This window comes from Rhizobium sp. NPDC090279, from assembly GCF_044769665.1.
Classification (GTDB): domain Bacteria; phylum Pseudomonadota; class Alphaproteobacteria; order Rhizobiales; family Rhizobiaceae; genus Rhizobium.
Genome location: NZ_JBIVYI010000006.1, coordinates 127,369 through 151,090 on the forward strand (window position 1 = coordinate 127,369; position 23,722 = coordinate 151,090).

Genomic DNA, 23,722 nt, shown 5'->3' on the forward strand with positions numbered 1-23,722 from the left:
CTCCCCACCATGGTGGGGAGAGGCGATAAAGAAATGTCGGATCAGGCGGCGATGAACTCGTTCCAGCGGCGGACCATGTAACGATCCTCGTCCATGACGGAGTTCCAGCAGGCGACGGCGCCCATGCGAGCCTCGAACGAACCACCGTCGCGAACGGCGCCGGCCTTTTCCATGACCTTGCCTTCCGGAGAGAGGATATCGCCCTGTGCCGGCTTGCCTTCGATCCAGTAGCCCCACTCGTCGGCCGACATGAATTGCTTGGCCGTATCCATGCAGGCGGAATAATAGCCCTGCCGGTTGAGGTAGCCGCCGACCCAGCCGGAGGTGTACCAGTTGATGTACTCGTAGGCTGCGTCGAGCTCGGCACCCTTGAGATGCGAGGCGAGGCCGAGACCACCGCCCCAGGCGCGATAGCCTTCCTTGAGCGGCTGGAAGGTGCAGGCGATACCCTTCGAGCGGACGGCAGCAACGGCCGGCGACCACATGGACTGGATGACGACTTCGCCCGATGCCATCAGGTTGACGCTTTCGTCGAAGGACTTCCAGAAGGCGCGGAACTGGCCCTCGCCCTTGGTCTTGATCAAGAAGTCGATCGTCTTGTCGATTTCCGCCTTCGTCATGTTGCCCTTGTCGGCATATTTGATCTTGCCGGCGGCTTCCATAATCATCGCGGCATCCATGATGCCGATCGACGGGATGTTGAGGATCGCGGTCTTGCCCTTGAAGGCCGGATCGAGAATATCGGCCCAGCTGGTGATCGGACGGCCGGTGAGATCGGGGCGAATGCCGAGCGTGTCGGCGTTGTAGATGGTCGGAACCATCGTCATCCACTGCGTCGGCTCCTTGGCGAATTTCTTCGAGCCCTGCGCTTCGACGAACCCGACCGTATGCGGCGCGGTGCCCTGGGCGATGACACTGTCGGGCTTCAGCTTGCCGTTGATGAAAAGCGGCACGATCTTGTCGTAGTATTTCAGCTTCTTGACGTCCATCGGCTGCATGACGCCGGCCGGGAAGACCTTCTTGGCGATCCAGTATTCAATGTCGGCGATGTCGTAGCTGTTCGGCTGCGTGACCGCGCGCTGGGCGGCGGCATCGGAATCCATGGCCGTCATCTCGAGCGTGATGCCGAGGTCGGCCTTGCACTTTTCGGCGATGGCGTTGATGTTCGAAACGCCGGTGCCGAACTGGCGCAGCGTGATGTTGGATTTGGCCCATATGGTCGGAAAGCCGGTAATGACCCCGGAGCCGGCCATGGCGCCGAGAGCGGCGGCGCCGGTCTTCAGCAGCGAGCGGCGGGAAATGCCTTTCGTCGTCTTGGTAGTCTTCGTTTCAGTCGTCATGTCAGTTCCCTTTTTTTGATGCTTCGGATTTTCATGCGGACATACGGCCAAGAAGGACTGCATCCTCCCGGGCCCAACTCAGTGAAACGGCATCGCCGACCGCCATAAATCTGGCTGAAACATCGTCGTTGCTTGCGATCACGGTGAAATCGTCACTTCCGGCGCCGACTACGGTGATCTTCAGCGTCGCGCCGCGGTACTCGATGTTGGAGACGACGCCGTTGAAGCCGAGGCCCTTGTCGGCGGATGGCGCAAGGCGCACGCGGTCCGTACGTATGCCTATATCGACGGGCTCGCCGACTTGACGGCCCGTCCCCTGTACCGAGAAACCCTGCCCTTCCGGCGCGGTCATGGTGATGACGCCGTCCTCGCTCGCGGTCACCCGACCCGACAGGACGTTGTGATCGCCCATGAAGCGCGCCACGAAGGCTGTCGCGGGGCGCTCGAAGACCTCCCGCGGCGAGCCGGCCTGCTCGATCCGGCCGTCATTCATGATGACCATGATGTCGGCGAGCGCCATCGCCTCTTCCTGGCTGTGCGTGACGTGGACGAAGATGATGCCCAGCGTCTTCTGCAGCTTCTTCAACTCGGCGCGCATGCGGATCTTCAAGAACGGATCGAGTGCCGATAGCGGCTCATCCAGCAGCAGCGCTTCCGGATCTGTAATCAGGGCACGTGCGAGTGCGACGCGCTGCTGCTGGCCGCCCGAAAGCTGGGCCGGGCGGCGCGGCGCGTAGGCCTCCATCTGCATGAGCTTGAGCATTTCGAGTGCCTTTGCTCGACGCTCCTCCTTGGCGACCCCCTTCATCTTCAAGCTGAAGGCGACGTTGTCGATAAGGTCAAGATGCGGAAACAGCGCATAGGACTGGAACATCATCGCCGTGCCGCGCCTGGCGGGTGGGAAGTCCGTGACGACAGTGTTTCCAAGCCTGATGTCGCCGGAGGAAATGCCCTCATGGCCCGCGATCATGCGCAGCGTCGAGGTCTTGCCGCAGCCCGAGGGACCGAGGAAGCAACAATAGGAGCCCGCGGGTATCTTCAGGCTGATCGCATGGACCGCCGTGGTCGCGCCGTAGACCTTCGAAACGGACACTATATCGATCTCTGCCGCTTTCGACATCATCTTCCCCTGTTGTTTGGGAAAGACATTGCATCAATCGTGCCAGTTTTGCTGCGGCGCACTAAACGGCTGGGATTTCTATATTTTTCTGAAGCGACGCGAATTTGCCCTATTGAGTGCAACTCAGTATCTGCACATCAAATAGGCTATCGTGCGCGATTTATGCAAATTATTGTATACACTTTAGCACAATCTTTGCGTCAGATTTCGTTTAACTTCACTCCGAAACCGGGCTATCATCGTCGCCAACCACCCAGGTAAGCGATTATGAATTCTTCAACAGATGCGCTTCTGACGCTCGGCGATTCCACGGAAAACGGCGCACAGCAGATCCGTGACGCCATTCGCGACGCGATCGTCGAGCGCCGGCTTGCGCCGGGCACGAAACTGTCCGAAAGCGATGTCGGCGGCCTGTTCAACGTCAGCCGAACGCTGGCCCGCGCCGCCTTGCAGGCTCTTTCCTATGAAGGCCTAGTCAGCGTCGAAAAGAACCGAGGCGCCTTCGTCGCCTATCCCTCGCCCGAGGAAGCCCGGCAGATATTCGCCGCGCGTCGCCTGGTCGAACCAGGCATATTGAAGTCGGCAGCCGAGCGGATCACCCCGGTTCAGCTCAAGCAACTGAGGCAGCTTCTCGTCGAAGAGGGCCGCTTGATGGGCGAGCGCGGTCAATCCGCCCGCCGGGCCGAGATCAAGGCCTCTGGCGATTTCCATCTGATGCTGGCGTCGATATCTGGCAATCTCATCATGCAGCGCTTCATGGAAGAACTGGTCGCCCGCTCGTCGCTGGTGATCGCGCTTTACGGGCAATCGAGCGCCTCCAGCTGCGGTCACTCGGAACACGGCGACATCATCACCGCCCTGGAGCGCAAGGACGTCGACACGGCCTGTCACCTGATGCTTCATCATATCGCGCATATCGAGGCCGATCTCGACCTGCGTGAACGCAAGAGCTTCGGCCTCAGAGAAGCGTTCGAGCAGTGAGATGACCGCCATTGGCGGCTTCCGCGCGGATCACCGGCCATGGTTCAAGGAGAAAAAATTGAGCACGATCGAAACCCTCTTTACCCGGGCCAAGCTCGCCGACGGCTCAATCAAGGATATCGGCGTTACGGACGGCCGCATCGTGTCGATCGAAGACGCCGGGCTGCCAGTCTCGGCCTCTCGGATTATCGACCTTGAAGAGGCTCTTGTCGTTCCAGGCTTCGTCGAGGGGCATATCCACCTCGACACCAGCTTCTATGGTGACGCCTGGATACCGCACAAGCCATGCACCAACGGCTTCAATGTTCACGAGCGCGTTGCCTTTCAGGCGCAAAACATGGCGCAGGCCGCGCCGATGGACGAAAGAGCCAGAAGCCAGCTGGAACTCTGTATCGCCAATGGCAGCACGCAGATGCGCAGCCATGTCATGGTGGACGGCTCCGTCGGCCTGAAATCGCTCGAGACCATTCTTGCCGTCCGCGACGAATATCGCGGATTGATCGACATTCAGCTCGTCGCCTTCCCGCAGAGCGGCATTCTGAAGAGCCCCGGCACGCCGAAGCTCCTGGACGAGGCAATCGCCATGGGCGCCGATCTCATCGGAGGTCTCGATCCGGCAAGCTTCGACCGGGACATTGAAAAACATCTCGATGTTGTTTTCGGTGTTGCCGAGAAGCATGGCGTCGATGTCGACATTCATCTTCACGAAGGCGGGACGCTCGGGCTTTTCACCATCGAGCAGATCTGCGCCCGCACGCGAGGGCTTTCCATGGGCGGACACGTCGCGATCAGCCACGCCTACGGACTTGGCGATCTCTCGATCGAAGCGGTGAAGCGCGCCGCAACACTGATTGCCGAGAGCGGTGTTTCCATCATGACGAACGCACCGGGCGCCCACCCCTTCCCGCCGGTCGCGCTACTCCGTGCTGCTGGTGTCACTGTCTTCAGCGGCAGTGACAATATTCGCGATTCCTGGTGGCCCTATGGCGATGGCGACATGCTGGGACGCGCCATGATGATCGGCTATCGATCCGGCTTCTATACGGACGATGAATTGAAGGTCGCCTTCGATGTGGTGACGGAAAGCGGCGCCAAGGCCCTGCGCCTCGAAGGCTATGGCGTGCATATCGGCGCGAAGGCCGATTTCGTCACCTTGAAGGCGGAGCATGTTCCAGAAGCGGTCGTGGCGGTGCCGAAAGGCCGCTCCGTCTACAAGGCAGGCAAGCTTGTCGCCAGGGACGGAGTGGTGTTGCGAGATCGGGCCTAGACGACGAAGCGATGGGGCTTCGGTTGCCGGAGTCCCATCCTCAAATATTTGACCCAACCAAGCTAGTTCCGGCCGCACGAAGCGGCATGAGGCGATCAATTGGCCGATATTGCTGATTTCGACCAGCTGGAATCACCGGAAGGATCTGTCGACCAGAACTTGATGTCCGCAAAGTCGATTGATTGCACGATACCGGGCAGACTGTCCCTGTAGATCCCGAAGCGCGGTTGCGTGTCGATGAAGGGGTGACCGTCCTGATCCCGCATGCCATGATCGAGATAACCAAGGCGCCCGGTGTAGGAGATGTCGCAGGCGCGGCCGTTGAGGGAGACCTGCAAGGAGCTTTCCCCCTCCTGCAGGCTCGGTTTCAGCATCACATTCACATTATTCCACTCGCCCACGTTCAGATGCCAGGGACCGCAGATGATCCTGGACTGACCGGCATTGCAGTCGTCGGCTCCCCTCACCTTGGCAACGAAATCAGCGCCTGTTTCCGTCGGTATGGCCTCAATTTTGAAAAGCGGGTTGGCTGATTGGCACATTCCAAGAGGCTTCACCTCTTCTGTCGGAATGTTCTGCTTTACCTGATGGATGACGGTACGGTTGCCGAGTCCCTGCCAGGGCGCTTGAAGCCGGAAGGCAAAGTGATACCACGTCGGCCTGTCGAATTTGATGACCTCCTTCTTGATCTGGATTTCGACCCGCTCAATCGGCGCATCGCCCACACTCTGATCGGGAGCATCACCGGGATGCACGGTGATATGCAATATCGGCCTCGACGGAGACGAGAGATCGCAAACGATGCGCGATCTCCACAAGGCAGGATCTAGTCTGCTGCTAATCCTCCAGAGCTTGGGCGGATGCTTGCTGTCAGCGGAACACAGATCGGTGAAACTGCCCGATAGTACAGGCGCGACCTCCTGTGCCGCAGCGTATGACCCATCCAAAGCAACCACGCATAGTGAAACAAGGACAAGCTGTAGAATTCTCGGGATCATCGCCGTCAGCCTTTTATCGAAGGGAACTCAGGGTCGAGAATGGTCGCTCCAGCCAGCTTTCCCGGCCAACAGCATAGTCGTAAAGCCTGAGACCCGGCTCTATCGGTCAAACGCGCACGTAAGGGATGTTTCGATTGCGAGGTTATCGCGAGCAATGCATGAGTGAATCAATCGACATGATGCGATCAACCGATCCGTAACTCGCGGATAGCGGAATGCCAAGGACAAAAAATACTGCAGGATCGCAATTGGCACAGAGAAGCCTTGATGGGCTTCCCTCACCTCTTATCGCTTCAACTCTCGCTCGAATTTTTCGATCTGCTGCAGCACCCATGGATCGTCGGCGGAGTGCTGAGCCGTTTCCTGCTCCAGTCGCCGTTGGCAGCCGCGGCGAATCCAGTCGATGAAGGCACGAAGCAGCCGCATGTGGGTATCCAAGGTTTTCAGTATCTGCGAGGCCCGACAACAAGGCTCGAAAGCCAATGGAAGCCGGGCCTCGACGACCGCAAGGCGTTGCGGTGATTGCCTTTTTGCCCGCGCGAAAATGAACGCCAGCTGAACGTTTTGCACGGCACGATGGTTTCACACTATCTTCGCAGCCGGTGAGAGCATGTCAACAAGTAGGCCTCGTTTCACGAATGAAGAGCTTTTTTACTTGAGCGTACCGCTATCGGCAAAACTGACCTAGTCGAGAGGGAGAGCGGCCGTTAGAGAATGCCGCGTCGCTTCCGATTTCCCCGGAGCGGCACAAGCTTAGCCTCGCCTGTGCGGGGCTTTTTTCTTTTTTGCGGGTACTTGTTCAGCGACGAGGCTCGCCGCCGGGCGCATAAGCAGTGTCCTGCTCGAAGGGGAAGACCGAGCCGCAACGGCAGCGGATCATGTGCTTGCGCGGATCGGTCGATGGTCGCTCCGTGGAAAAGCCGCGCGGCATCTCGTCTATCTTGAAATCACGACTGGCCGTACGGCGGTCGTCTGTTTCAGAGACTTCGGCAAAGCCATTGTGATCGCATTTGGCGCATTCCAGTTTCCGTGAATATCGATCTCGTGCAGCCATTCTCTTCCGGTCCGGGACTCATATCACGCCCCTTCTATCAGCGCCGCCGACACTCTTGAAGGCCACAAACAACCTTCGCCCCGGTTCGCTTTGTTCCCCTTGAAAATTTAAGGGCAGAAAAATGCTGACTTGAATAAAAATAGATTGACCTGATGGCAGATGTCAGACCAATTTATCGCCCATGAGGAAACCCATGCTTACACCCCTTCCTTCCATCGATCGGACGCAGCAAGTCATCGACGCACTGACGACCTTCATCGAGTCGTCGAAGCTGCAGGCCGGCGAGAGATTGCCGACGGAACGAGAGCTGATGGCAGCGCTTTCGGTCGGACGCTCGACCATCCGGGAGGTGATTACCTATTTCCAGGCGCTCGGCGTCATGGAGACGCGCAAGGGCAGCGGCACCTATCTGCTCAAGCCGGTTTCCAAAGCGACCATCCACATGCCGCTGTCGCTGGACCCGTCGCATCTGCGCGATGCGCTGTTGCAGACGCTGGAGGTTCGTCGCGGTATCGAATGCGAGGCCGGCATGGTGGCGGCAAGAAAGCGGACCGACGAAGACATCGTCATCATCGAGCAGAAGCTCAACGAGATGGAACGCGTTCATATCGCGAAGGGCACGTCGGGGCCGGAAGACCTTGCCTTCCATCTCGCCGTCTATGACGCCACGCACAATCCGCTGTTCCGCCAGCTTCTCGAACAGATGCGCGAAACTTTCGAGCGCTTCTGGGAGCACCCCTTTGACCGGCAGGATTTCGCCCGGCGGTCCTTCCCCTATCACCGCACGCTGTTCAACGCGATCGTTGATCGAGACCCTGAGGCAGCGCGCGCCGAAACACTAAAAATTCTCGACGTCGTCGAGGAAGACATCAAGGAAATGTCCCAATGACTGACGGGCTAGAGCCGTTCGAACTCGCATCCCTTATTACAGCCCATGATGACGGCAATTTCGCCGACGCCGTGGTGCCGCCGATCTTCCAGACCTCGCTGTTCACTTTCTCCAGCTACGACGAGATGATCGCCTCCTATCGCGGCGAAAAGGTACGACCGACCTATACGCGCGGCCTCAATCCGACGGTACGCCTGTTCGAGGAGATGCTGGCAAAGCTCGAAGGCGCCGAGGATGCGCTCGGTTTTGCCAGCGGCATGGCTGCAATCTCATCGGCCGTATTGAGCTTCGTCGAGCCGGGTGACCGGATCGTCGCGGTCAAGCATGTCTATCCCGATGCCTTCCGTCTCTTCGGCACCATTCTGAAGCGCATGAAGGTCGAGGTGACCTATGTCGACGGGCGTGACGAAGAGGCTGTTGCCAAGGCGCTGCCGGGTGCGAAGGTTTTCTATATGGAAAGCCCAACAAGCTGGGTCATGGAAGCGCATGACGTCGGTGCGCTCGCGGCCCTCGCCAAGCAGCATGGCGTCGTCTCGATGATCGATAACAGCTGGGCCACTCCCTATTTCCAGCAGCCGCTGAAGCTCGGCGTTGATCTCGTCATCCACTCCGCCTCCAAATATCTCGGCGGCCATAGCGACGTGGTCGCGGGCGTCGTCGCTGGCTCGAAGCAGATGATTGCGCGCGTGAAGGCCGAAGCCTATCCGTATCTCGGCGGCAAGCTTTCACCCTTCGATGCGTGGCTACTGATCCGCGGCCTCCGCACTTTGCCGATCCGGATGAAGGCGCACGAGGCGGCTGCCATGACGATCGCCAAGCGACTGCAGGAGCTCGATGTCGTCGAGCAAGTCTGCCATCCGGGCCTCGCCAACCGGCTGCCGGCCGGCCTCAATGGTACTTCAGGCCTGTTTTCCTTCATCTTCAAGGAAGGCGTGGACGTTCGCGCCTTCGCCGACCGCCTGACGCTCTTCAAACTGGGCGTAAGCTGGGGCGGCCATGAGAGCCTGATCGTGCCGGGCGAAGTCGTGCTGCAGCAGAAGGCACAGCCGAATTCGGCGCATACCTTCGGCATCCATCCGCGCTCTGTACGTCTCCATGTCGGCCTCGAAGGAACCGAGGCCCTGTGGAACGAACTCGAGGAGGCGATCGCCGCCGCCTCGTGACATCATCAATCTGAGAGGAAAACCTAAAAAGGGGAACCAACATGAAAAGACTGATAACAGCAGCACTCTTTACCGCCCTCATGGGCGGAACCGCCTTGGCCGACACGACACTGAAGCTCGTGGAGGTCATCACCAGCCCCGAGCGCACCGAGACGCTGAAGTCGATCGTCGCCAAGTTCGAGGCAGCCAATCCAGGCACCAAGGTCGACATCATCTCGCTCCCCTGGAACGAAGCCTTCCAGAAATTCGCCACCATGGTTTCGGCCGGCGACACGCCTGACGTTATGGAAATGCCCGACACCTGGGTATCGCTCTACGGCAACAACGGCATGCTCGAAAGCCTGGAGCCTTACCTGGCCAAATGGGAGCACACCAAGGAACTGACGCCACGCGCGCTCGAACTCGGCCGCTATGTCAAGAACACCGCCTATATGCTGCCTTACGGCTTCTATCTGCGCGCCATGTTCTACAACAAGAAGATCCTGAAGGACGCCGGCATAGCCGAGCCGCCGAAGACGATGGACGAATTCGTCAAGGCATCCGAAGCCATCTCCAAGCTACCCGGCAAGTATGGCTACTGCATGCGCGGCGGACCGGGCGGCCTCAACGGCTGGATGATCTTTGCCGCCTCCATGGCCGGCGACAACAAGTACTTCACGGACGACGGCACCTCCACGATGAACAGCGCCGGCTGGGCGAAGGGCATCGAATGGATGGTCGATCTCTACAAGAAGGGCTATGCACCGAAGGACAGCGTCAACTGGGGCTTCAACGAAGTCGTTGCCGGCTTCTATTCCGGCACCTGCGCCTTCCTCGATCAGGACCCGGATGCCTTGATCGCCGTCGCCGAGCGCATGAACAAGGACGATTTCGGCGTCGCGCCGCTGCCGAAGGGTCCGGATGGCAAATCCTTCCCGACCATCGGCTATGGCGGCTGGTCGATGTTCTCGACGAGCCAGAACAAGGATCTCTCCTGGAAGCTGATCGAAACGCTTGAGGGACCGGAAGGCAACCTCATCTGGAACAAGAAGATCGGCGCTCTGCCGGCCTACACGGCCGCGGAAAAGGACCCCTTCTATGCCGGCGATCAGTTCAAGGGCTGGTTCCAGGAACTGGCCGACAAGGACACCGTGCCCACGGTCATGCCGACCTATCTCGAGGAATTCGCCTTCTTCAAGGATTCGCTCGCCATCAAGACGTCGCAGCAGGCGATGCTCGGCGATATCTCGGCGAAGGACCTTGCCGACCAGTGGGCAGATTATCTGACCAAGGCGCAGCAGAAATTCCTGGCCAAAAAGTAAGTCTTGCATGCGGCGGCGGAGCGATCCGCCGCTGCTCTTACCGATTTGAAACAGACGGCGTTCGAACGCCGCGAACGGGAACTCTTGCAGATGACTTCGATCACCGACACGCTCGACAGGCGTCACGACCGCAGGCCGTGGCTGAAGCGCCTCGCCGACGCCTCGGAACCCTATCTCTACAGCGCCCCTGCCCTCATCCTCATCATTGCCGTGATGCTGGTGCCGCTGGCGATCGGCATTTCCTACGCGTTTCGCGATATCCAGTTGCTCAATCCGTTTTCCGGCGGCTTCATCGGCCTTGAGCATTTTCGCGAGCTCTCGCAAGACAAGGCCTTCTACTGGGCGCTGAAGAATACGCTCTGGTGGACGGGTGCTTCCGTGGCGCTGCAGTTCATCTTCGGGCTGATACTGGCGCTGCTGCTCGACAAGCCCTTTTTCGGCAGGTCGATCGTGCAGGCGCTGGTGTTCCTGCCCTGGGCCGTTCCTTCCTTCCTCGCAGGCCTCAACTGGTCCTGGCTCTTCAACCCGGTGATCGGCCCGATCCCGCACTGGCTCTACGCGCTCGGCCTGATGAGCGAGCCGAACAATATTCTCTCCGACCCGAACTATGCGATGTGGGGACCGATCGTCGCCAATGTCTGGTGGGGCATCCCCTTCTTCGCGATCACGCTTCTGGCTGCCCTTCAAGCGATCCCGCGCGATCTGTATGAGGCAGCGTCGATCGACGGCGCCGGCTGGTTCGAACGCTTCCGCTCGATCACGCTCCCCTTCCTCGCCCCGACCATCGCAATTACAGTGCTGCTGCGCACCGTCTGGGTGTCCAACTTCGCCGATCTGATCGTGGTCATGACCGGCGGTGGCCCCGCGGACCGCACGCAGATCGTCGCCAGCTACATCTTCACGCAGGCGTTCAAGCGGCTGGATTTCGGCTATGCCTCGGCCATCGCGCTGGTGCTGCTGGTACTGCTGCTTGCCTATTCCATGCTGATCATCCTGCTGCGGCAGACCCTGCTGAACAAGGATTGAGCCATGAGACGATCCATCCTGCCCACTATCGCGCATCGCCTGGCAATCCTCTGCTATGTCGTCTTTGCGCTCTTCCCGCTCTTCTGGCTGCTGAAGGTCTCGGTGACGCCGAACGACCTGCTCTATACGGAAGGCGTGCGCATGTGGCCTTCACGCACCACATGGGAGCACTATGCCTTCGTGCTGCAGCACAGTGACTTTCCGACATTCTTCAAGAATAGCCTGATCGTCGCGGGTTCGACCGCGATCGCCGTCACCATCTGCTCGTCACTGTCAGGCTACGCGCTCTCGCGCTTCACCTTCCGCGCCAAATACTGGATCGTGGCACTGATGCTGCTGACCCAGATGTTTCCGCTGGTCATGCTCGTCGCACCGATCTTCAAGATTCTGACGCCGCTGCACCTGACCAACAGTCTGACCGGCCTTGTCATCGTCTACACGGCCTTCAACGTGCCCTTCGCCACCTTCCTGATGCAGTCCTTCTTCGACGGCATTCCGAAGGATCTGGAAGAGGCAGCCATGATCGACGGCGCGACGCAGTTCACGGCCTTCCGGCAGATCATCCTGCCGCTGACGCTGCCCGGCATCGCGGCAACCCTCGGCTTCGTCTTCACGGCGGCATGGAGCGAACTGCTTTTCGCGCTGATGCTCATCAACGGCAATCAGGCTGCGACCTTCCCGGTCGGCCTCCTCACCTTCGTCTCCAAATTCTCGGTGGATTTCGGACAGATGATGGCGGCGGGCGTCATGGCGCTCATTCCGGCCGCGCTCTTCTTCCTGCTCATCCAACGCTATCTCGTGCAGGGCCTGACGGCCGGCGCGGTTAAGGGTTAGTCAAATGGCATCGATCGATATTCAGAACGTCAAGAAGGCCTACGGCCACGTGCAGGTGCTGCACGACATCGACCTTCGGATCAAGGACGGCGAGTTCGTCGTGCTCGTCGGCCCCTCCGGATGCGGCAAGTCCACGCTGCTGAGGATGATCGCCGGCCTCGAAGACATCAGCGGCGGCGAAATCCGTATAGCGGACAACCGCGTCAACGAGCTGCATCCGAAAGACCGCGATATCGCCATGGTCTTCCAATCCTACGCGCTCTACCCGCATATGAATGTCGCCGGCAACATGAGCTACAGCCTGCGGCTGCGGAAGATGGCGAAGGAGAGCATCTCCAAAGCCGTCGCCAACGCCGCGGCCAAGCTTGGTCTCGACCCGCTGCTCGAACGTCGGCCGAAGGCGCTTTCCGGCGGTCAGCGCCAGCGCGTCGCCATGGGCCGCGCCATCGTGCGCCAGCCGAAGGCCTTCCTTTTCGACGAGCCTTTGTCGAACCTCGACGCTCGCCTTCGCGAGCAGATGCGGGCCGAAATCAAGAAATTGCATGGCGACCTGAAGGCGACCTCGATCTACGTCACCCACGACCAGATCGAGGCGATGACGCTGGCGGACCGGATCGTCGCCATGCATGGCGGGGTGGTTCAGCAGGTCGGCAGCCCGCTCGAACTCTACGACCGCCCCGCCAATCTCTTCGTCGCCGGCTTCATCGGGTCGCCGGGCATGAATTTTCTCGATGCGACCTGTGAGGCGAATGGCGTCAAGCTCAAGGATGGCACGCTCGTTTCGCTTCCTGAGTCGCCGAAACTGGCGCCGGGTACGAAGGTTACCCTCGGCATCCGCCCGGAGCATGTCGTGTTGTCCTCCAATCCGTCAGACATGGCCGCCAATGTCGAACTCATCGAGCCCACGGGCTTCGGCATTATCTTGCATCTCTCGCTGCACGGCCTGCCGTTCAAGGTGTTCACATTGGATCGCAGCGCTCTCAGCGCCGGCACGCAGGTGAACGTCGCCTTCCCGGCGCAGCACCTGCACGTCTTTGACGAAGACGGAAAAAGGGCGGCCTGACGGCCGCCCCTTCAAAAGCTCTCAGCTGGCAAACGGCTCCGTCGGCCCGCTGGAAGGTTGCGTGAACCAGCGCGGCCCATCTGCCGCCATATAGATATGGTCTTCGAGACGGATACCGAACTTTTGCGGAAAGACGATCATGGGCTCATTCGAAAAGCACATGCCGGCCGAAAGTACCGTCGCATTGCCACGCACGATGTAGGGTTCTTCGTGAATTTCCAGGCCAAGGCCATGACCGGCGCGGTGCGGCAATCCCGGCAGCTTGTAGTCGGGACCCAGCGAATATCTCGCCAGCACGGCGCGCGCTGCGTTATCTAGGCTGGAGCAGGTAGCACCCAGCTTTGCGGCGTCGAAGACCGCCTGCTGCGCCTCCCGCTCGATTGCCCAGGCATCTTCGAAAGCGCTGTCGCCGCTCTTCAGCTTGTATGTCCGCGTCAGGTCGGAATGATAACCGTCGATGCGAGTACCCGTGTCCACCAGAATGACATCGTCTTCGCCGAGCGTCTGGTCGCCATTGGCGCCATGCGGCAGCGATGTCGCCTCTCCGAAGGACACGATGCAGAAGCTCGATCCGCCATGGGCACCAACCTCGCGATGGCGCCTGTCGATGAACTCCACCACTTCCGACGCGCGAATTCCCGGCTTGAGCAAGGCGCGAGCCTGCCTATGCACATCAAGCGTCAGGTTCATGGCATATTGAATGAGCGCGATTTCGGCCGGAGACTTGATTCGGCGCAAACCGTTGATGATCGGTCCGCCATTGGCGAGCCTTTCAGCTCCAAGCTCTGCCGCCAACGCATTGTAGAAGTAAAGCGGCATATTGTCGTCAAGCGCCAGGGTGCCTGTGTTTCCGAGCACGCGGGCGATCAATGCCGCGCTGCTCTCCTCTTCCTGCCATTCGAGGATTTCGGCCGGCAGATGCGGCAGCGTTTCCACCCGGCTGCGCTCGAACCCCGGCACGATGTAATGGAGCCCCGTCGGCGTGACCAGTGCGCCCAGAAAACGCTCGCTCGCGTGCCAGACGAGCCCGGTGAAATAACGCAGGCTTTCGGTCGGCCCGAGCAACATGCCGGCAAGCCCCTGCGCATCGAGCAGCTGGCGAAGCCGCGAAAGACGTTGCAGTCTTTCCTCCTCGGTGATCCGAGGTACCGTATGTTGCCACGACATTGCTACTCTCCTCTATAAACTTCGCCTTGCGAGCATTCATCCCCGCACCGGACGGAACGGCGCCGACACTATCGCTCCTGTCTGGCGTATGTCGACAAAGAAAATACAGATAGGCCGCAACCACCTCGCAAATGACTGCCACCATGTTCGATCGCTAAATTATCTGACAGCGCGAATGCTGTCCCGGTGGTTCACTGCCTCCATCAAAACAAACGATGGAGTATCGTCATGCAAGCCGCAAACACCTTAATGTCTTCCGAACGAGCCCGCGTCCGCCACAAAACCCGGCGCTCGCGTCTTTCGGCGATGATGAACATTGCACGTCTGTTTAGGCGCAAGATGGCCGAACGCAGGAACCGCAACGCTCTTATGGAACTGTCGGACGATCAGTTGAAGGATATCGGGCTCTCCCGCGGCCAGAATGGAAGCGACGTCCATGTTTACAGCCGCTACTAAAAACACGGCACGGGACGTGCTAAGCTTGCCTGGCGCGATGGGCTTCGGCGCTGGGATGGGGATTTCGGCATGTCACAGATTTCGACAGCCTTGCTGCTGAAAACGAAAACAGTCCTCATCCGCGATGTCGTCTGCAATGGCGAATGCCGGCATAAGAGCGACGAGGAATGTGCCCATAGGACAAGCCTCGTCTATCCCTATCACGGTGTCTTCAAGCGCCATGTCGGCCAGAACGACGTCGTTGCGGAAGCCAATCAGATGCTGTTCTTCAATCACGGACAGGAATACCGGATCAGCCATCCCGTCGATGGCGGCGATTCCTGCCTCGATCTCATGATCGACGAGACAGTCCTTCGCGAACTTGCACCGAAGGAGCAGCTCCAATCCGGCGAAAGCGTCATCTTTCACCGCCAGCGTCGACGCATAGACCCGCGTGCCCAGGCGCTCGTCGCAATGCTTCGGCATGGGCTCAGCCGCAATATAGCCGAAAGCCTGGAAGCTGAAACGCTGGCCCTGACCCTGGTCCGCCGCTCCCTCGGCGAGCGCACGTCGCATGAAGCCGGCGCGAGTTTCGGCCGGCAGAGGCTTGTCGACCGGGCAAAACTCGTCCTGTCCTCGGATCTTGCCCGACGTTGGACGCTTGCGGAAATTGCCAAGGAGGTCGGCGTCTCGCCGGTCTATCTGACGCAGGTCTTCCAACAGGTCGAAGCCGTGCCGCTTTATCGATATCAGTTGCGGCTGCGGCTCGCGCGCGCACTCGATCTACTCGGCTCCTATGACGACCTGACCATGCTCGGGCTCGATCTCGGCTTTTCCAGCCACAGCCATTTCAGCGCCGTCTTCAGACAGACCTACGGGCTGACGCCGGGGGAATTCCAGCGTTCTGCGCAATTGAAGCCGAAGCATTACGCGACTCGCTAAAGATTCTGACAGCGCCTATGCGGCGATCGATGCTTTCATGATCCTACCCCGGCAAGGGGACCAATCGGGAAAGGATCATGAAATGAAGAGAACCACATGTGCCGCCTGCGACTGCGAGCTGGGCGCCGAGACAATCAAGGTCAATCTCGGCGGCAAATCGGTGGAAGTCTGCTGCGAGGAATGCGCGGCCGCCTTGAAAGAGGCGGATCAATCGACTTCAGCGGCCTCCGGCGGCAAGGAATAGCGAAAGGAGCGGAGGGACCTGCAGCCAAACAACAGTTCCCTCCGTTTGCAACGTGCCATCGGCGACCTCCTGTCGTTGTTGCGCCACAAGAGCAACCCCGCAAATGTACAATAAAGGAAATTGTAATGAAGTATTGCCACCAGGCAATCAGCAAACTTCGTTCGCAATATTCCCTTTCCAGGAAACGTTCGGAAATATAGCGACGTATTGTATTCATACGAACGCCCTAGCCTTTGCAGCAGTTATTCGTAGCGAAGGCATTGATTATGAGACAACGACTTTTTGTCGCAACTTTATTGATAACGGCAATTGGCGGCGCGGCCGCTTCGGCTTACGCAGCAGGTCCCGACGTCGCGTCTGACCCGCAGATGCCAGCAGATGCCGAGATCGCGCAGCCGGATTCGGCCCACACCCCATCACCCAGCTGGTATCCCCAAGGCGGCCGTCTCTCCGAGCGATCGATGATGGCCTTTGGTGGCGGCATGCCCATGCCGCCCGGCTTCCCGCACGGACCGAATCCGGCGCTGATGATTGCGGGCAAACTGTCGGCGCTCGAAACGATGATCGGCATCCGCAGCAACCAGCTCGACGCCTGGAGGGACTACACCAGCGCGCTGATGGACTTCCTGCCGCCTGTAAAACACGAGCAGCCCGGCCCGGCGGATGCAAATGAGGCCGCCGCCCCTCAGACCGATCATGATGGCGGCTCACCAACCCAACTCTTCGGAGAACGGATGGCTGATCGCGTACTCGATCGCGCCGCCAAGGCCAAGGTTCTCAAGGACAAGGCACTGGCTCTGCGCAACGTGCTGACTGCCGACCAGCTCGCAAAGCTGGAAGATGCGGAGCAATCGCTCATCCCTCCCCCCCACCCGTTCCGCTGATCGACGAGCGAGGCCGTTGCCGGGGAAACCCGGCCGCCTCGTCATGACAGACCATTTCCTCTCCGCCTCCTGCCAATTGAGATCCCCCCGGACGCCGCAATTGGTTGGAAGGAGCGGCCCATCAAAGGGCCGAACAGTCCGGGAACGCCCCGCCCGGCGCTCCCGGACTAGTTGCGTTTGAGCGTCGCCTTTCGGCTCCCGGTCAGGGCCAGCGCACAAGATCAACAAGCCAGGATAAAAATCTTGCCGGTATGTTTGCATTCGAACACGGGATTGTCGAATATTGCCATTGCAGTGTTATTCGCAGGGACATTGACAGGTTGCGTCGTCGGACCGGACTATCACACACCTGACCTAGCCATGCCGGCCCATTGGGGCAGCAAGGACGAAAGCAAGTCCCCGCATCCTCCGCAACTGTCGCAATGGTGGAAGCAGCTCAAAGATCCGACGCTTGATGCGCTGATCGAAGAAGCGATTGCCAGCAATCTCGATGTCGCGACAGCCAAGGCAAAGATCCGCGAGGCGCGTGCCACCTATCGGGAGCAGAGGGGCGCATTGCTGCCGACGGTGTCGGGAACCGCATCAGGGACACGCACACTCACATCTGCTGCGGCAGGCGGCACGACCGATTCGACCTTCTCCACATTGTACACGGGTGGTTTCGATGCCAGCTGGGAACTTGATCTCTTCGGCGGCAACAAACGCGCGGCAGAGGCAGCAAAATATGGCGTCGATGCTGCAGACGAGCAGTTGCGCGACACCATGCTGACCCTGATCGGCGATGTCGCATCCTACTACGTCCAGGCGCGCGAATATCAGGCGCTGCGCGATCTGGCCGAACGCACGGCCGTATCGCAGCGCAAGAGTGCGGCCCTCACCCATGAGGAATATCAGGCAGGCAGCGCGACCGGCGTCGACACCGCCAAGGCCGATGCGCTTGCCAGCAGCACGGAGGCGGATATCCCGACCTACCAGATCTCCTATTCGGAAGCTGTCCATCGCCTGGGCGTCCTGCTGGGCAAGCCACCGTCCGCGCTGGAGGATCGGCTCAAGGCGGGCAACCCAATTCCAAGCCCCAAGATGGATGTCTCGATCGGCATTCCCGCCGATGTTCTCGTCTCGCGGCCGGATGTCCGTCTGGCCGAACGGCAGCTTGCGCAATATACCGCCAAGATCGGCCAGGCCGAAGCCAGCCGCTATCCTTCGATCTCCCTCACGGGCGATATTTCGTCGTCGGCCGCCAATATCGGCGATCTGGCAAAGAAATCCTCGATCGGCTGGACATTCGGCCCGACGTTGACCGTGCCAATTTTCCAGGGCGGCCAGCTCAAGGCGGCTGTCGACGTCGCCAAGGCTCAGCGCGACGAATATTTCATCGCCTATCAGGCCGCCGTGCTGTCCGCTATGGAAGATGTCGAAAATGCTGTTGTGTCGCTGACCCAAGAGCGATTGAAGTACGCCAAGCTGGTCTCCTCAAGCAGTTCCTATCGCCGGGCCTCGGACCTCTCGCGCACGCTGAACAAAGCCGGCATCGAGGATTTTCTCGATGTGCTGGACGCCGAACGTTCGCTTTATAGCGCCGAGGAAAGTGTGATTCAAAGCAGAGCTTCGATCGCTACCGACTACATTGCGCTCAACAAGGCATTGGGTGGTGGTTGGGCTGGGCAGGTCGACGCGTCTACCCCCGCGGTTGTAGACACAGACACAGGCCCGCACTTGGCCAAAGCCAAATAATTGCGCCGCCGCCACATTGTGGCCACCGTCAATCCGAGCGGCCTCAATATACGCTCCGACCAGTCCCGGGACGATTGATCGATCAATCGCGGCTGCTCGGATCGAGAGATTTGAATTCCGAACATGTTTGACGCGCAGATATTGCTGCACCATTGGCGGAGAGAAACACCATTAGCCGGCGCACTATAGCCGCGTCCATAGCACGATATCGCCGCTAAAAGATTATGATTGTTTGGGAAAATGCCAATCAGGCTGAATGAAGCAATCCGGCTTCGCCATTCGTGTTGGGGGCGTCATGGCGAAGCCGGGTATGCGGGGCGATCAAAGCCTGCTCGAGCCAAGCTGCTGATCGACCACAACTTTACATCAGTTACCGGCGTCAACATTTCCGAATATTGCTGAAACAAGGCATTTTTGCGAAATTTAATGTCTCGGCTTTTCCGCCGCTGTCACTTTATTTAGAAAAATCTACAATATTACTATCTATATTGTCTTGCGTAGAATTTTCGAGAATTCTATGCAAGTAAAGCCTGCTTTATCACGCAAATGTGCGGTGAGTTGACCTCGGCATTCCGGCACAGCCAGGCTGCGATGCGGCGATGATTTGGTTTGTGCCGCGCGTTAGCCTGCGACCTTGGCCTCGGCATTTTTAAACGACACAACCTGCTCCAGCCCGCGCGGCTGGCGGTTCCGCACCGTGATCTCCCCCTCGAATCGGGTGATGATCTCACGCGCAATGGCCATGCCAAGGCCGGCGCCCGGAAACGATCTCTGTCTTGCGATGTCTATTCGGAAGAAGGGCTCGAACACCTGATTGAGCCGATCCTCGGGAATGCCGGGACCTGTGTCGACAATGCGCACCACTGCCCTGCTGCCAAGGTGCGTCACCGTCACCGTCGCCGACTGACCATGCGTTGCCGCATTGATGAGCAGATTTCGCAAGGCTCTGGTGACCGCGAGCGGGCCTGCGCAGATCGTCGCCTGCTCCAGCTCGCCGCTCGCGACATTCATATCGATCGCCTTCAGCTCCATGACGATATCGTCGACGATCCGGTCGAGCCTGACCTGCTCCAGACTGTCCTTGGAAATTTCCTCCCGAACCAGCCCTATGGCGCTGTCGGCGATCCGATCGAGTTCCTCGAGGTCGGCAAGCCATTTGCGCCGCTCTTCGTCGTCACGGATGAATTCCGCCCGCAGGCGCATCCGCGTCATCGGCGTTCGCAGGTCGTGTCCGGCGGCAGCAACGAGCCGCATGCGGCTTTCAGTGGCAGCTTTCACCCGCGCGGACAGGCCGTTGAGCGCCTGCGCGGTCGCACGAATTTCACCCGGGCCACTTTCGGCTACATGTGGCAGGGTGCCGTCAGGATTGACTGCGGCAACCGCCTCTTCCAGCAGACGCAGGGGTTTCATGATTTTCGAAGCGGCAAAGATGGAAACCAGCACGCTACCAATGATGATGAGACCAAGCCATCCGACGAGGATCTTCCATCCTCCCGGCGGCGGACCGTGTTGCGGCATCGGCATAATCAACCAATTGCCGTCGGACAACTTAAGCGATGCGATCATTTCGCCCGTCGATTGCCGCGCTATGATTGCCTGTCGCATGCCGGAAATCCGAAGCAGCGCTTCCATCAGAAAGCGGGACAGCTCTTCGTCGCCTTCGCCTTCCGCCGGCATCGGAGCGACGACCAATCCCGCCGCAGCCGCCGTCGCCCTATCCTTTTCCGCGAAGGTTGCAAGAATGGAAAGCTGTCGGGCCATGCGCTCGACGGTCATATCCGGTCGCGGTCCGCGCATGACAAGGCTTGCCACGAAGGATGAGGAAATGACGACCAGGACGATGGCTGTCATCAGAAGCAGCGCCAGACGCGCGCCAAGCGATCTCATGAGTCGCCTTTAACAGCTATGACTGGGACAACCAGCTGATAGCCGCCGTTGCGGATCGTCCGGAAGATCGGCTCTTCGGCGGTTTCACCGAGCTTGCGGCGCAGGCGGCTCATCAGAACGTCGATGGAGCGGTCGGCGGGGTCGCGATCTCGCCCCTGTGTCAGGTCGAGCAGTTGATCGCGCGACAACAACCGGCCTGCACGCTCCAGGAAGGCCTTGAGAAGGTCGAATTCGGCGCCCGTCAGCGAAATCACCTCGCCGCTGTCTCTGCTGACCCGACGAAGTTGCGGATCGAGCGTCATGTCCGCGAACTGATAACGTCTCTGCTCGGGCTCCGGCGACGAATCCTCGTTCGTACGGCGCAGGACGGCGCGGATGCGTGCGGCGAGTTCACGCGGGTTGAACGGCTTGCCGAGATAGTCGTCGGCGCCGATCTCAAGACCGAGAATGCGATCGATGTCTTCCTTCAAGGCGGTCAGCAGAATAACCGGCACCCGAGGCCGACGGTTCCGCAGATCGCGGCAAAGATCGAGGCCCGACCCATCGGGAAGCATGACATCCAGAACGAGGAGATCGGGCTGACGTCGGTTGAGCGCATCGTTACAACCACGGAGGTCACTTGCCGTCGATACGCGAAAACCCTGCTCCTCGAGGTATCGGCTCAGGAGCGAACGTATTTCGTGATCGTCGTCGACTATCAGAATATCGGGTGTGGCGCTCGCGTTCATAGGTTTCATTCCGTTTTCTCAACACTTATACAAACTATGGTTTCTCTGAAAAGAAGGGTTTTGCGGCGCCAATACGGAAATTTAGAGCCGAGAAACACTGGTTTACAAATTTCCCGGCATTGGAAATGTTGGGTAACAAAATAATGCGGGGAACACCAAGTCCGCAGGGAGCGATGTATCGGCGAGACGAAAAACTCCGCTCAAACTGGTCGTTGTCGAAGAGATCCGCGCTTCCAGATATCAGGCGGCGCGCAGCCACTCGACGCTCCAGGCGGAGAGCCGCCCTTCGATGGCGCCGCTGTCCATCATCAATCGAATTTCGATCGGCGCACGCGGATCAACGACATCGACCGGTACGGCCGCCTGGAAAGAGCCGGTACCTTCCGGGCATACGCGTAGCCTGCCAAGCAATTCGGCAGCATGAATTTCCACGGTGAAGATCTGCCCGTGACAGTCCTCGTCGACTTCGAAAATGAATTTCGCATTCCAACGACCCGTCGGAAGGTGAAGATAGGGACCGTAGATGAGGCAGCGCGCACCGCCGGTCAGGTCGACAAGCTCATCCAGGGCCTGCCCCAAACTGTCGCCCGACAGAAATGTCTCCTGCGGCCAGAAGATGGTCGCGCCCGAGGTTTCCGAGTGGCCGAACTCCAGGGGGCGAAGAACCTTCCTTGCGGTCTCGCGCAACGCTTCGCTCACCTCCGGCACCGCCTCCTGCGGCGTCAGATATCCTGCGATCACCGCCGCCGCAGCCTCCTCCAGTTTCGGCGCTTCTGCAGGCAACGGCTGACCGGAAGGCATCATGCCGACATGCAGCAGAGCATTTGCTATCTGCTCCAGTTTGAGATCCGTGCTGAAATGCCGGTCTATAGTTTTCAGAAGCAGATCTATGCTGCCGCTTTGATCGATGTCATTGCGGCGCAAGATCAACGCCCCCGAGGCGTTCGCCAGCGGCTCAAGGCAGGCAAGGCTCGCGGAAACGACCCGGACCAAACCGATATCCCGCTGCTCGGTCGCACGAGCGAGGTAGGACACCGCGTCGACGGGGTCCTCCAGAAACAACAGAAACGGCACGTTGACCCGGAGGATGAGTTCCGAAAGCTTGGGTTCGGGAAACTGCGAAACGAGAACTGCGTGCATACCCGACTGCGCCACGACGTGCTGCCTGAGATCCTCGACGGTATCGGTTGTGATGATCGTATAGTCGCCAAAGGCCTCGCGGGCCAGAGCGTGAACCGCGGCAACGCCCCAGGAGGACATGACCCCTGGCATGCCGAACGCAAAGAGGATGGTCATGGCCAGCTCCTCCAGCTATCCGTTGAGGAGGGTGTCATAAAGCGTGCCCACCTTCTGTTGATATCGATCCGGTGAGAAGCGCGCGGCCTGCCTGGGGCCGGACTTGGCGAAGGAGGCGCATAGCCCGTCGTCCTGATCCAGACTGACGATCGCCTTGCGCATCTCCTCGGTGTCATAGGGATCGACCAGCAGCGCCGCATTCCCGGCTATCTCGGGGATCGATCCTTCCGTGGAACTCAGAACCGGCGTTCCGAGCTGCATGGATTCAAGCACCGGCAGGCCGAAGCCTTCATAGAGCGATGGGAACAGCACCGCGCGCGCTCCCCTGACCAGGCTGATTAGCAAAGGATAAGACACGAAGTCGAAGCGCTGGATCTGCCGTTGCGGCACGATGCGGTCCTCAGCGCGAAGATAGAAACGAAAGCGGTCGTCATCGATCAGCTGTTGCGTTTCCGCACCCTTCCATCCCGGAGCGCCGACGATGATGAGCGGCTTGGCTGTCTTCGCGGCGAGATAGGCCTCGATCAGTCGCGAGATGTTCTTCTTCGGTTCGAAGGCGCCGAAAAAGAGGAAATAGCCCTTCCAATCGAGATGGAAGATGCCGGCGATCTCATCGGCGACCACGTCGGCCGGCTTGTCGCGAAGCCGCTCGGGCACATGGACGGCCTGATAGGTGTTGCTGACGCGCGCCTCATCGACACCGAGAACCTTGATGATATCGGCGCGCGAGGTTTCGGATACGGTCACGATATGATCGGCGCGCCGCACCAGTGAACGCAGCATCTTGTAGTGATAGCGCTTGTCGTCCTCGGTCAGATAGGGCAGCCGCAAGGGCACCAGATCGTGGATCGTGTAGACGTTCAGCGCCCTCTTCGCCACGATCGGCATCGGATAGGTGCAATGGAGAAGATCCGGCTGGGTCTCGAACTTCATCGTGAGACTGTTACCGTAGCGTTTGAAGTGATAGCGCGCGAGCTGGAACAGATCATTGGCTGCATAGACCGCGTCAGAGGTACCGAATTGCGATTGGAGCGATTTCAGAATGACAGTGCCGCTCAACGGAATCGGAACCGGCCTGACGCCGAACGGGGCGGCGATGCGCCGCCGCAGCCAGCGCCTTGCAATCGCGACTGCACCGGGAACGCGGGCGCTGGCGTCGTCGAACAGCAGCACCTCCCGCAACACAGGGTCCTTCGGGACGTTTCCCGGTATTCCATGAACCACCCCCGTCTGATAGCCCAGCGACTGTGCCGTCGACATCAGGCCGCGGGTGTAGGTCGCAACACCGGTGCCCTTCTTCAGGGAAAGATTGAGACCGTCGTAAAGGATCGTCTGGCTCACTCTCATCTCTCCTTCAGCATCTGGAAAC

At 59.5% G+C, this 23,722-nt stretch carries 23 protein-coding genes; 13 read left to right on the top strand and 10 right to left on the bottom strand.

Annotated elements, in window-relative coordinates:
- Positions 1-41 precede the first annotated feature (41 nt).
- Both ACIQWP_RS16370 and ACIQWP_RS16375 read right to left on the bottom strand, forming a co-directional pair.
- Complete coding sequence (locus ACIQWP_RS16370) at positions 42-1,340, bottom strand: PotD/PotF family extracellular solute-binding protein (RefSeq protein ID WP_402788984.1); 1,299 nt, start codon at positions 1,338-1,340, stop codon at positions 42-44.
- A gap of 31 nt (positions 1,341-1,371) precedes the next feature.
- Positions 1,372-2,460, bottom strand: a complete 1,089-nt coding sequence (locus ACIQWP_RS16375; RefSeq protein ID WP_402788986.1) for an ABC transporter ATP-binding protein — start codon at positions 2,458-2,460, stop codon at positions 1,372-1,374.
- A gap of 267 nt (positions 2,461-2,727) precedes the next feature.
- Between ACIQWP_RS16375 and ACIQWP_RS16380 the strand changes: the two genes are divergently transcribed.
- Together ACIQWP_RS16380 and ACIQWP_RS16385 are read left to right on the top strand one after the other, a co-directional pair.
- On the top strand, positions 2,728-3,441 hold the full coding sequence (locus ACIQWP_RS16380) for a GntR family transcriptional regulator (protein ID WP_402788988.1): 714 nt from the start codon (positions 2,728-2,730) through the stop codon (positions 3,439-3,441).
- 58 nt (positions 3,442-3,499) lie between these two features.
- Positions 3,500-4,708 (top strand): amidohydrolase family protein, encoded by a 1,209-nt coding sequence (locus ACIQWP_RS16385; RefSeq protein ID WP_402788990.1) that lies wholly within the window; start codon positions 3,500-3,502, stop codon positions 4,706-4,708.
- Positions 4,709-4,803: 95 nt separating this feature from the next.
- Here the strand turns inward: ACIQWP_RS16385 and ACIQWP_RS16390 are convergent, their stop codons facing one another.
- The 3 genes from ACIQWP_RS16390 to ACIQWP_RS16400 form a co-directional block, all read right to left on the bottom strand.
- Positions 4,804-5,706 (bottom strand): heparin lyase I family protein, encoded by a 903-nt coding sequence (locus ACIQWP_RS16390; RefSeq protein ID WP_402788992.1) that lies wholly within the window; start codon positions 5,704-5,706, stop codon positions 4,804-4,806.
- A 285-nt stretch (positions 5,707-5,991) separates the two neighbouring features.
- A complete protein-coding gene (locus ACIQWP_RS16395) occupies positions 5,992-6,132 on the bottom strand; it encodes a hypothetical protein (RefSeq protein WP_402788994.1) in 141 nt (46 codons plus the stop codon).
- Between the two features lie 373 nt (positions 6,133-6,505).
- The gene (locus ACIQWP_RS16400; RefSeq protein WP_402788996.1) at positions 6,506-6,760 is read right to left on the bottom strand and encodes a hypothetical protein; all 255 of its coding nucleotides are present in this window, start codon (positions 6,758-6,760) and stop codon (positions 6,506-6,508) included.
- A gap of 193 nt (positions 6,761-6,953) precedes the next feature.
- On the opposite strand from ACIQWP_RS16400, the gene ACIQWP_RS16405 reads away from it, so the two are divergent.
- The 6 genes from ACIQWP_RS16405 to ACIQWP_RS16430 all read left to right on the top strand — a co-directional run bounded on the left by ACIQWP_RS16405 (position 6,954) and on the right by ACIQWP_RS16430 (position 13,036).
- The gene (locus ACIQWP_RS16405; RefSeq protein ID WP_402788998.1) at positions 6,954-7,649 is read left to right on the top strand and encodes a FadR/GntR family transcriptional regulator; all 696 of its coding nucleotides are present in this window, start codon (positions 6,954-6,956) and stop codon (positions 7,647-7,649) included.
- Positions 7,646-8,812, top strand: a complete 1,167-nt coding sequence (locus ACIQWP_RS16410; protein WP_402789000.1) for a PLP-dependent transferase — start codon at positions 7,646-7,648, stop codon at positions 8,810-8,812. The genes ACIQWP_RS16405 and ACIQWP_RS16410 overlap by 4 nt, the downstream gene beginning before the upstream one ends.
- 41 nt (positions 8,813-8,853) lie before the next feature.
- On the top strand, positions 8,854-10,113 hold the full coding sequence (locus tag ACIQWP_RS16415; RefSeq protein ID WP_402789002.1) for an ABC transporter substrate-binding protein: 1,260 nt from the start codon (positions 8,854-8,856) through the stop codon (positions 10,111-10,113).
- Positions 10,114-10,203: 90 nt separating this feature from the next.
- Positions 10,204-11,139, top strand: coding sequence for a carbohydrate ABC transporter permease (locus ACIQWP_RS16420; protein WP_402789004.1), 936 nt, complete (start codon positions 10,204-10,206; stop codon positions 11,137-11,139).
- Positions 11,140-11,142: 3 nt separating this feature from the next.
- On the top strand, positions 11,143-11,973 hold the full coding sequence (locus ACIQWP_RS16425; RefSeq protein ID WP_402789006.1) for a carbohydrate ABC transporter permease: 831 nt from the start codon (positions 11,143-11,145) through the stop codon (positions 11,971-11,973).
- Positions 11,974-11,977: 4 nt separating this feature from the next.
- Complete coding sequence (locus tag ACIQWP_RS16430; protein ID WP_402789008.1) at positions 11,978-13,036, top strand: ABC transporter ATP-binding protein; 1,059 nt, start codon at positions 11,978-11,980, stop codon at positions 13,034-13,036.
- Positions 13,037-13,057: 21 nt separating this feature from the next.
- On the opposite strand, the gene ACIQWP_RS16435 is transcribed toward ACIQWP_RS16430, so the two are convergent.
- Positions 13,058-14,203: a M24 family metallopeptidase gene (locus ACIQWP_RS16435; protein ID WP_402789010.1), complete on the bottom strand. Its 1,146-nt coding sequence runs from the start codon at positions 14,201-14,203 to the stop codon at positions 13,058-13,060.
- Between the two features lie 228 nt (positions 14,204-14,431).
- Here ACIQWP_RS16435 and ACIQWP_RS16440 point away from each other — a divergent pair, with 228 nt between their 5' ends.
- The 5 genes from ACIQWP_RS16440 to ACIQWP_RS16460 all read left to right on the top strand — a co-directional run bounded on the left by ACIQWP_RS16440 (position 14,432) and on the right by ACIQWP_RS16460 (position 18,442).
- The gene (locus ACIQWP_RS16440) at positions 14,432-14,659 is read left to right on the top strand and encodes a DUF1127 domain-containing protein (RefSeq protein WP_402789012.1); all 228 of its coding nucleotides are present in this window, start codon (positions 14,432-14,434) and stop codon (positions 14,657-14,659) included.
- A 69-nt stretch (positions 14,660-14,728) separates the two neighbouring features.
- The gene (locus ACIQWP_RS16445) at positions 14,729-15,580 is read left to right on the top strand and encodes a helix-turn-helix domain-containing protein (protein WP_402789014.1); all 852 of its coding nucleotides are present in this window, start codon (positions 14,729-14,731) and stop codon (positions 15,578-15,580) included.
- Between the two features lie 82 nt (positions 15,581-15,662).
- On the top strand, positions 15,663-15,824 hold the full coding sequence (locus ACIQWP_RS16450) for a hypothetical protein (RefSeq protein WP_402789016.1): 162 nt from the start codon (positions 15,663-15,665) through the stop codon (positions 15,822-15,824).
- Between the two features lie 233 nt (positions 15,825-16,057).
- Entirely contained in the window at positions 16,058-16,708 is a 651-nt protein-coding gene (locus ACIQWP_RS16455) for a hypothetical protein (RefSeq protein WP_402789018.1), read from the top strand.
- 255 nt (positions 16,709-16,963) lie between these two features.
- Complete coding sequence (locus ACIQWP_RS16460; RefSeq protein ID WP_402789877.1) at positions 16,964-18,442, top strand: efflux transporter outer membrane subunit; 1,479 nt, start codon at positions 16,964-16,966, stop codon at positions 18,440-18,442.
- 621 nt (positions 18,443-19,063) lie between these two features.
- On the opposite strand, the gene ACIQWP_RS16465 is transcribed toward ACIQWP_RS16460, so the two are convergent.
- The 4 genes from ACIQWP_RS16465 to ACIQWP_RS16480 form a co-directional block, all read right to left on the bottom strand.
- Positions 19,064-20,329, bottom strand: coding sequence for an ATP-binding protein (locus ACIQWP_RS16465; RefSeq protein WP_402789020.1), 1,266 nt, complete (start codon positions 20,327-20,329; stop codon positions 19,064-19,066).
- Positions 20,326-21,057, bottom strand: a complete 732-nt coding sequence (locus tag ACIQWP_RS16470) for a response regulator (RefSeq protein ID WP_402789880.1) — start codon at positions 21,055-21,057, stop codon at positions 20,326-20,328. Before ACIQWP_RS16470 ends, ACIQWP_RS16465 begins: the two co-directional genes overlap by 4 nt.
- A gap of 240 nt (positions 21,058-21,297) precedes the next feature.
- Positions 21,298-22,353 carry a hypothetical protein gene (locus tag ACIQWP_RS16475; protein ID WP_402789022.1) on the bottom strand — a complete coding sequence of 352 codons (1,056 nt, stop codon included), beginning with the start codon at positions 22,351-22,353 and terminating at the stop codon, positions 21,298-21,300.
- A 15-nt stretch (positions 22,354-22,368) separates the two neighbouring features.
- Positions 22,369-23,700, bottom strand: coding sequence for a glycosyltransferase family 4 protein (locus ACIQWP_RS16480; RefSeq protein WP_402789024.1), 1,332 nt, complete (start codon positions 23,698-23,700; stop codon positions 22,369-22,371).
- Positions 23,701-23,722 lie beyond the last annotated feature (22 nt).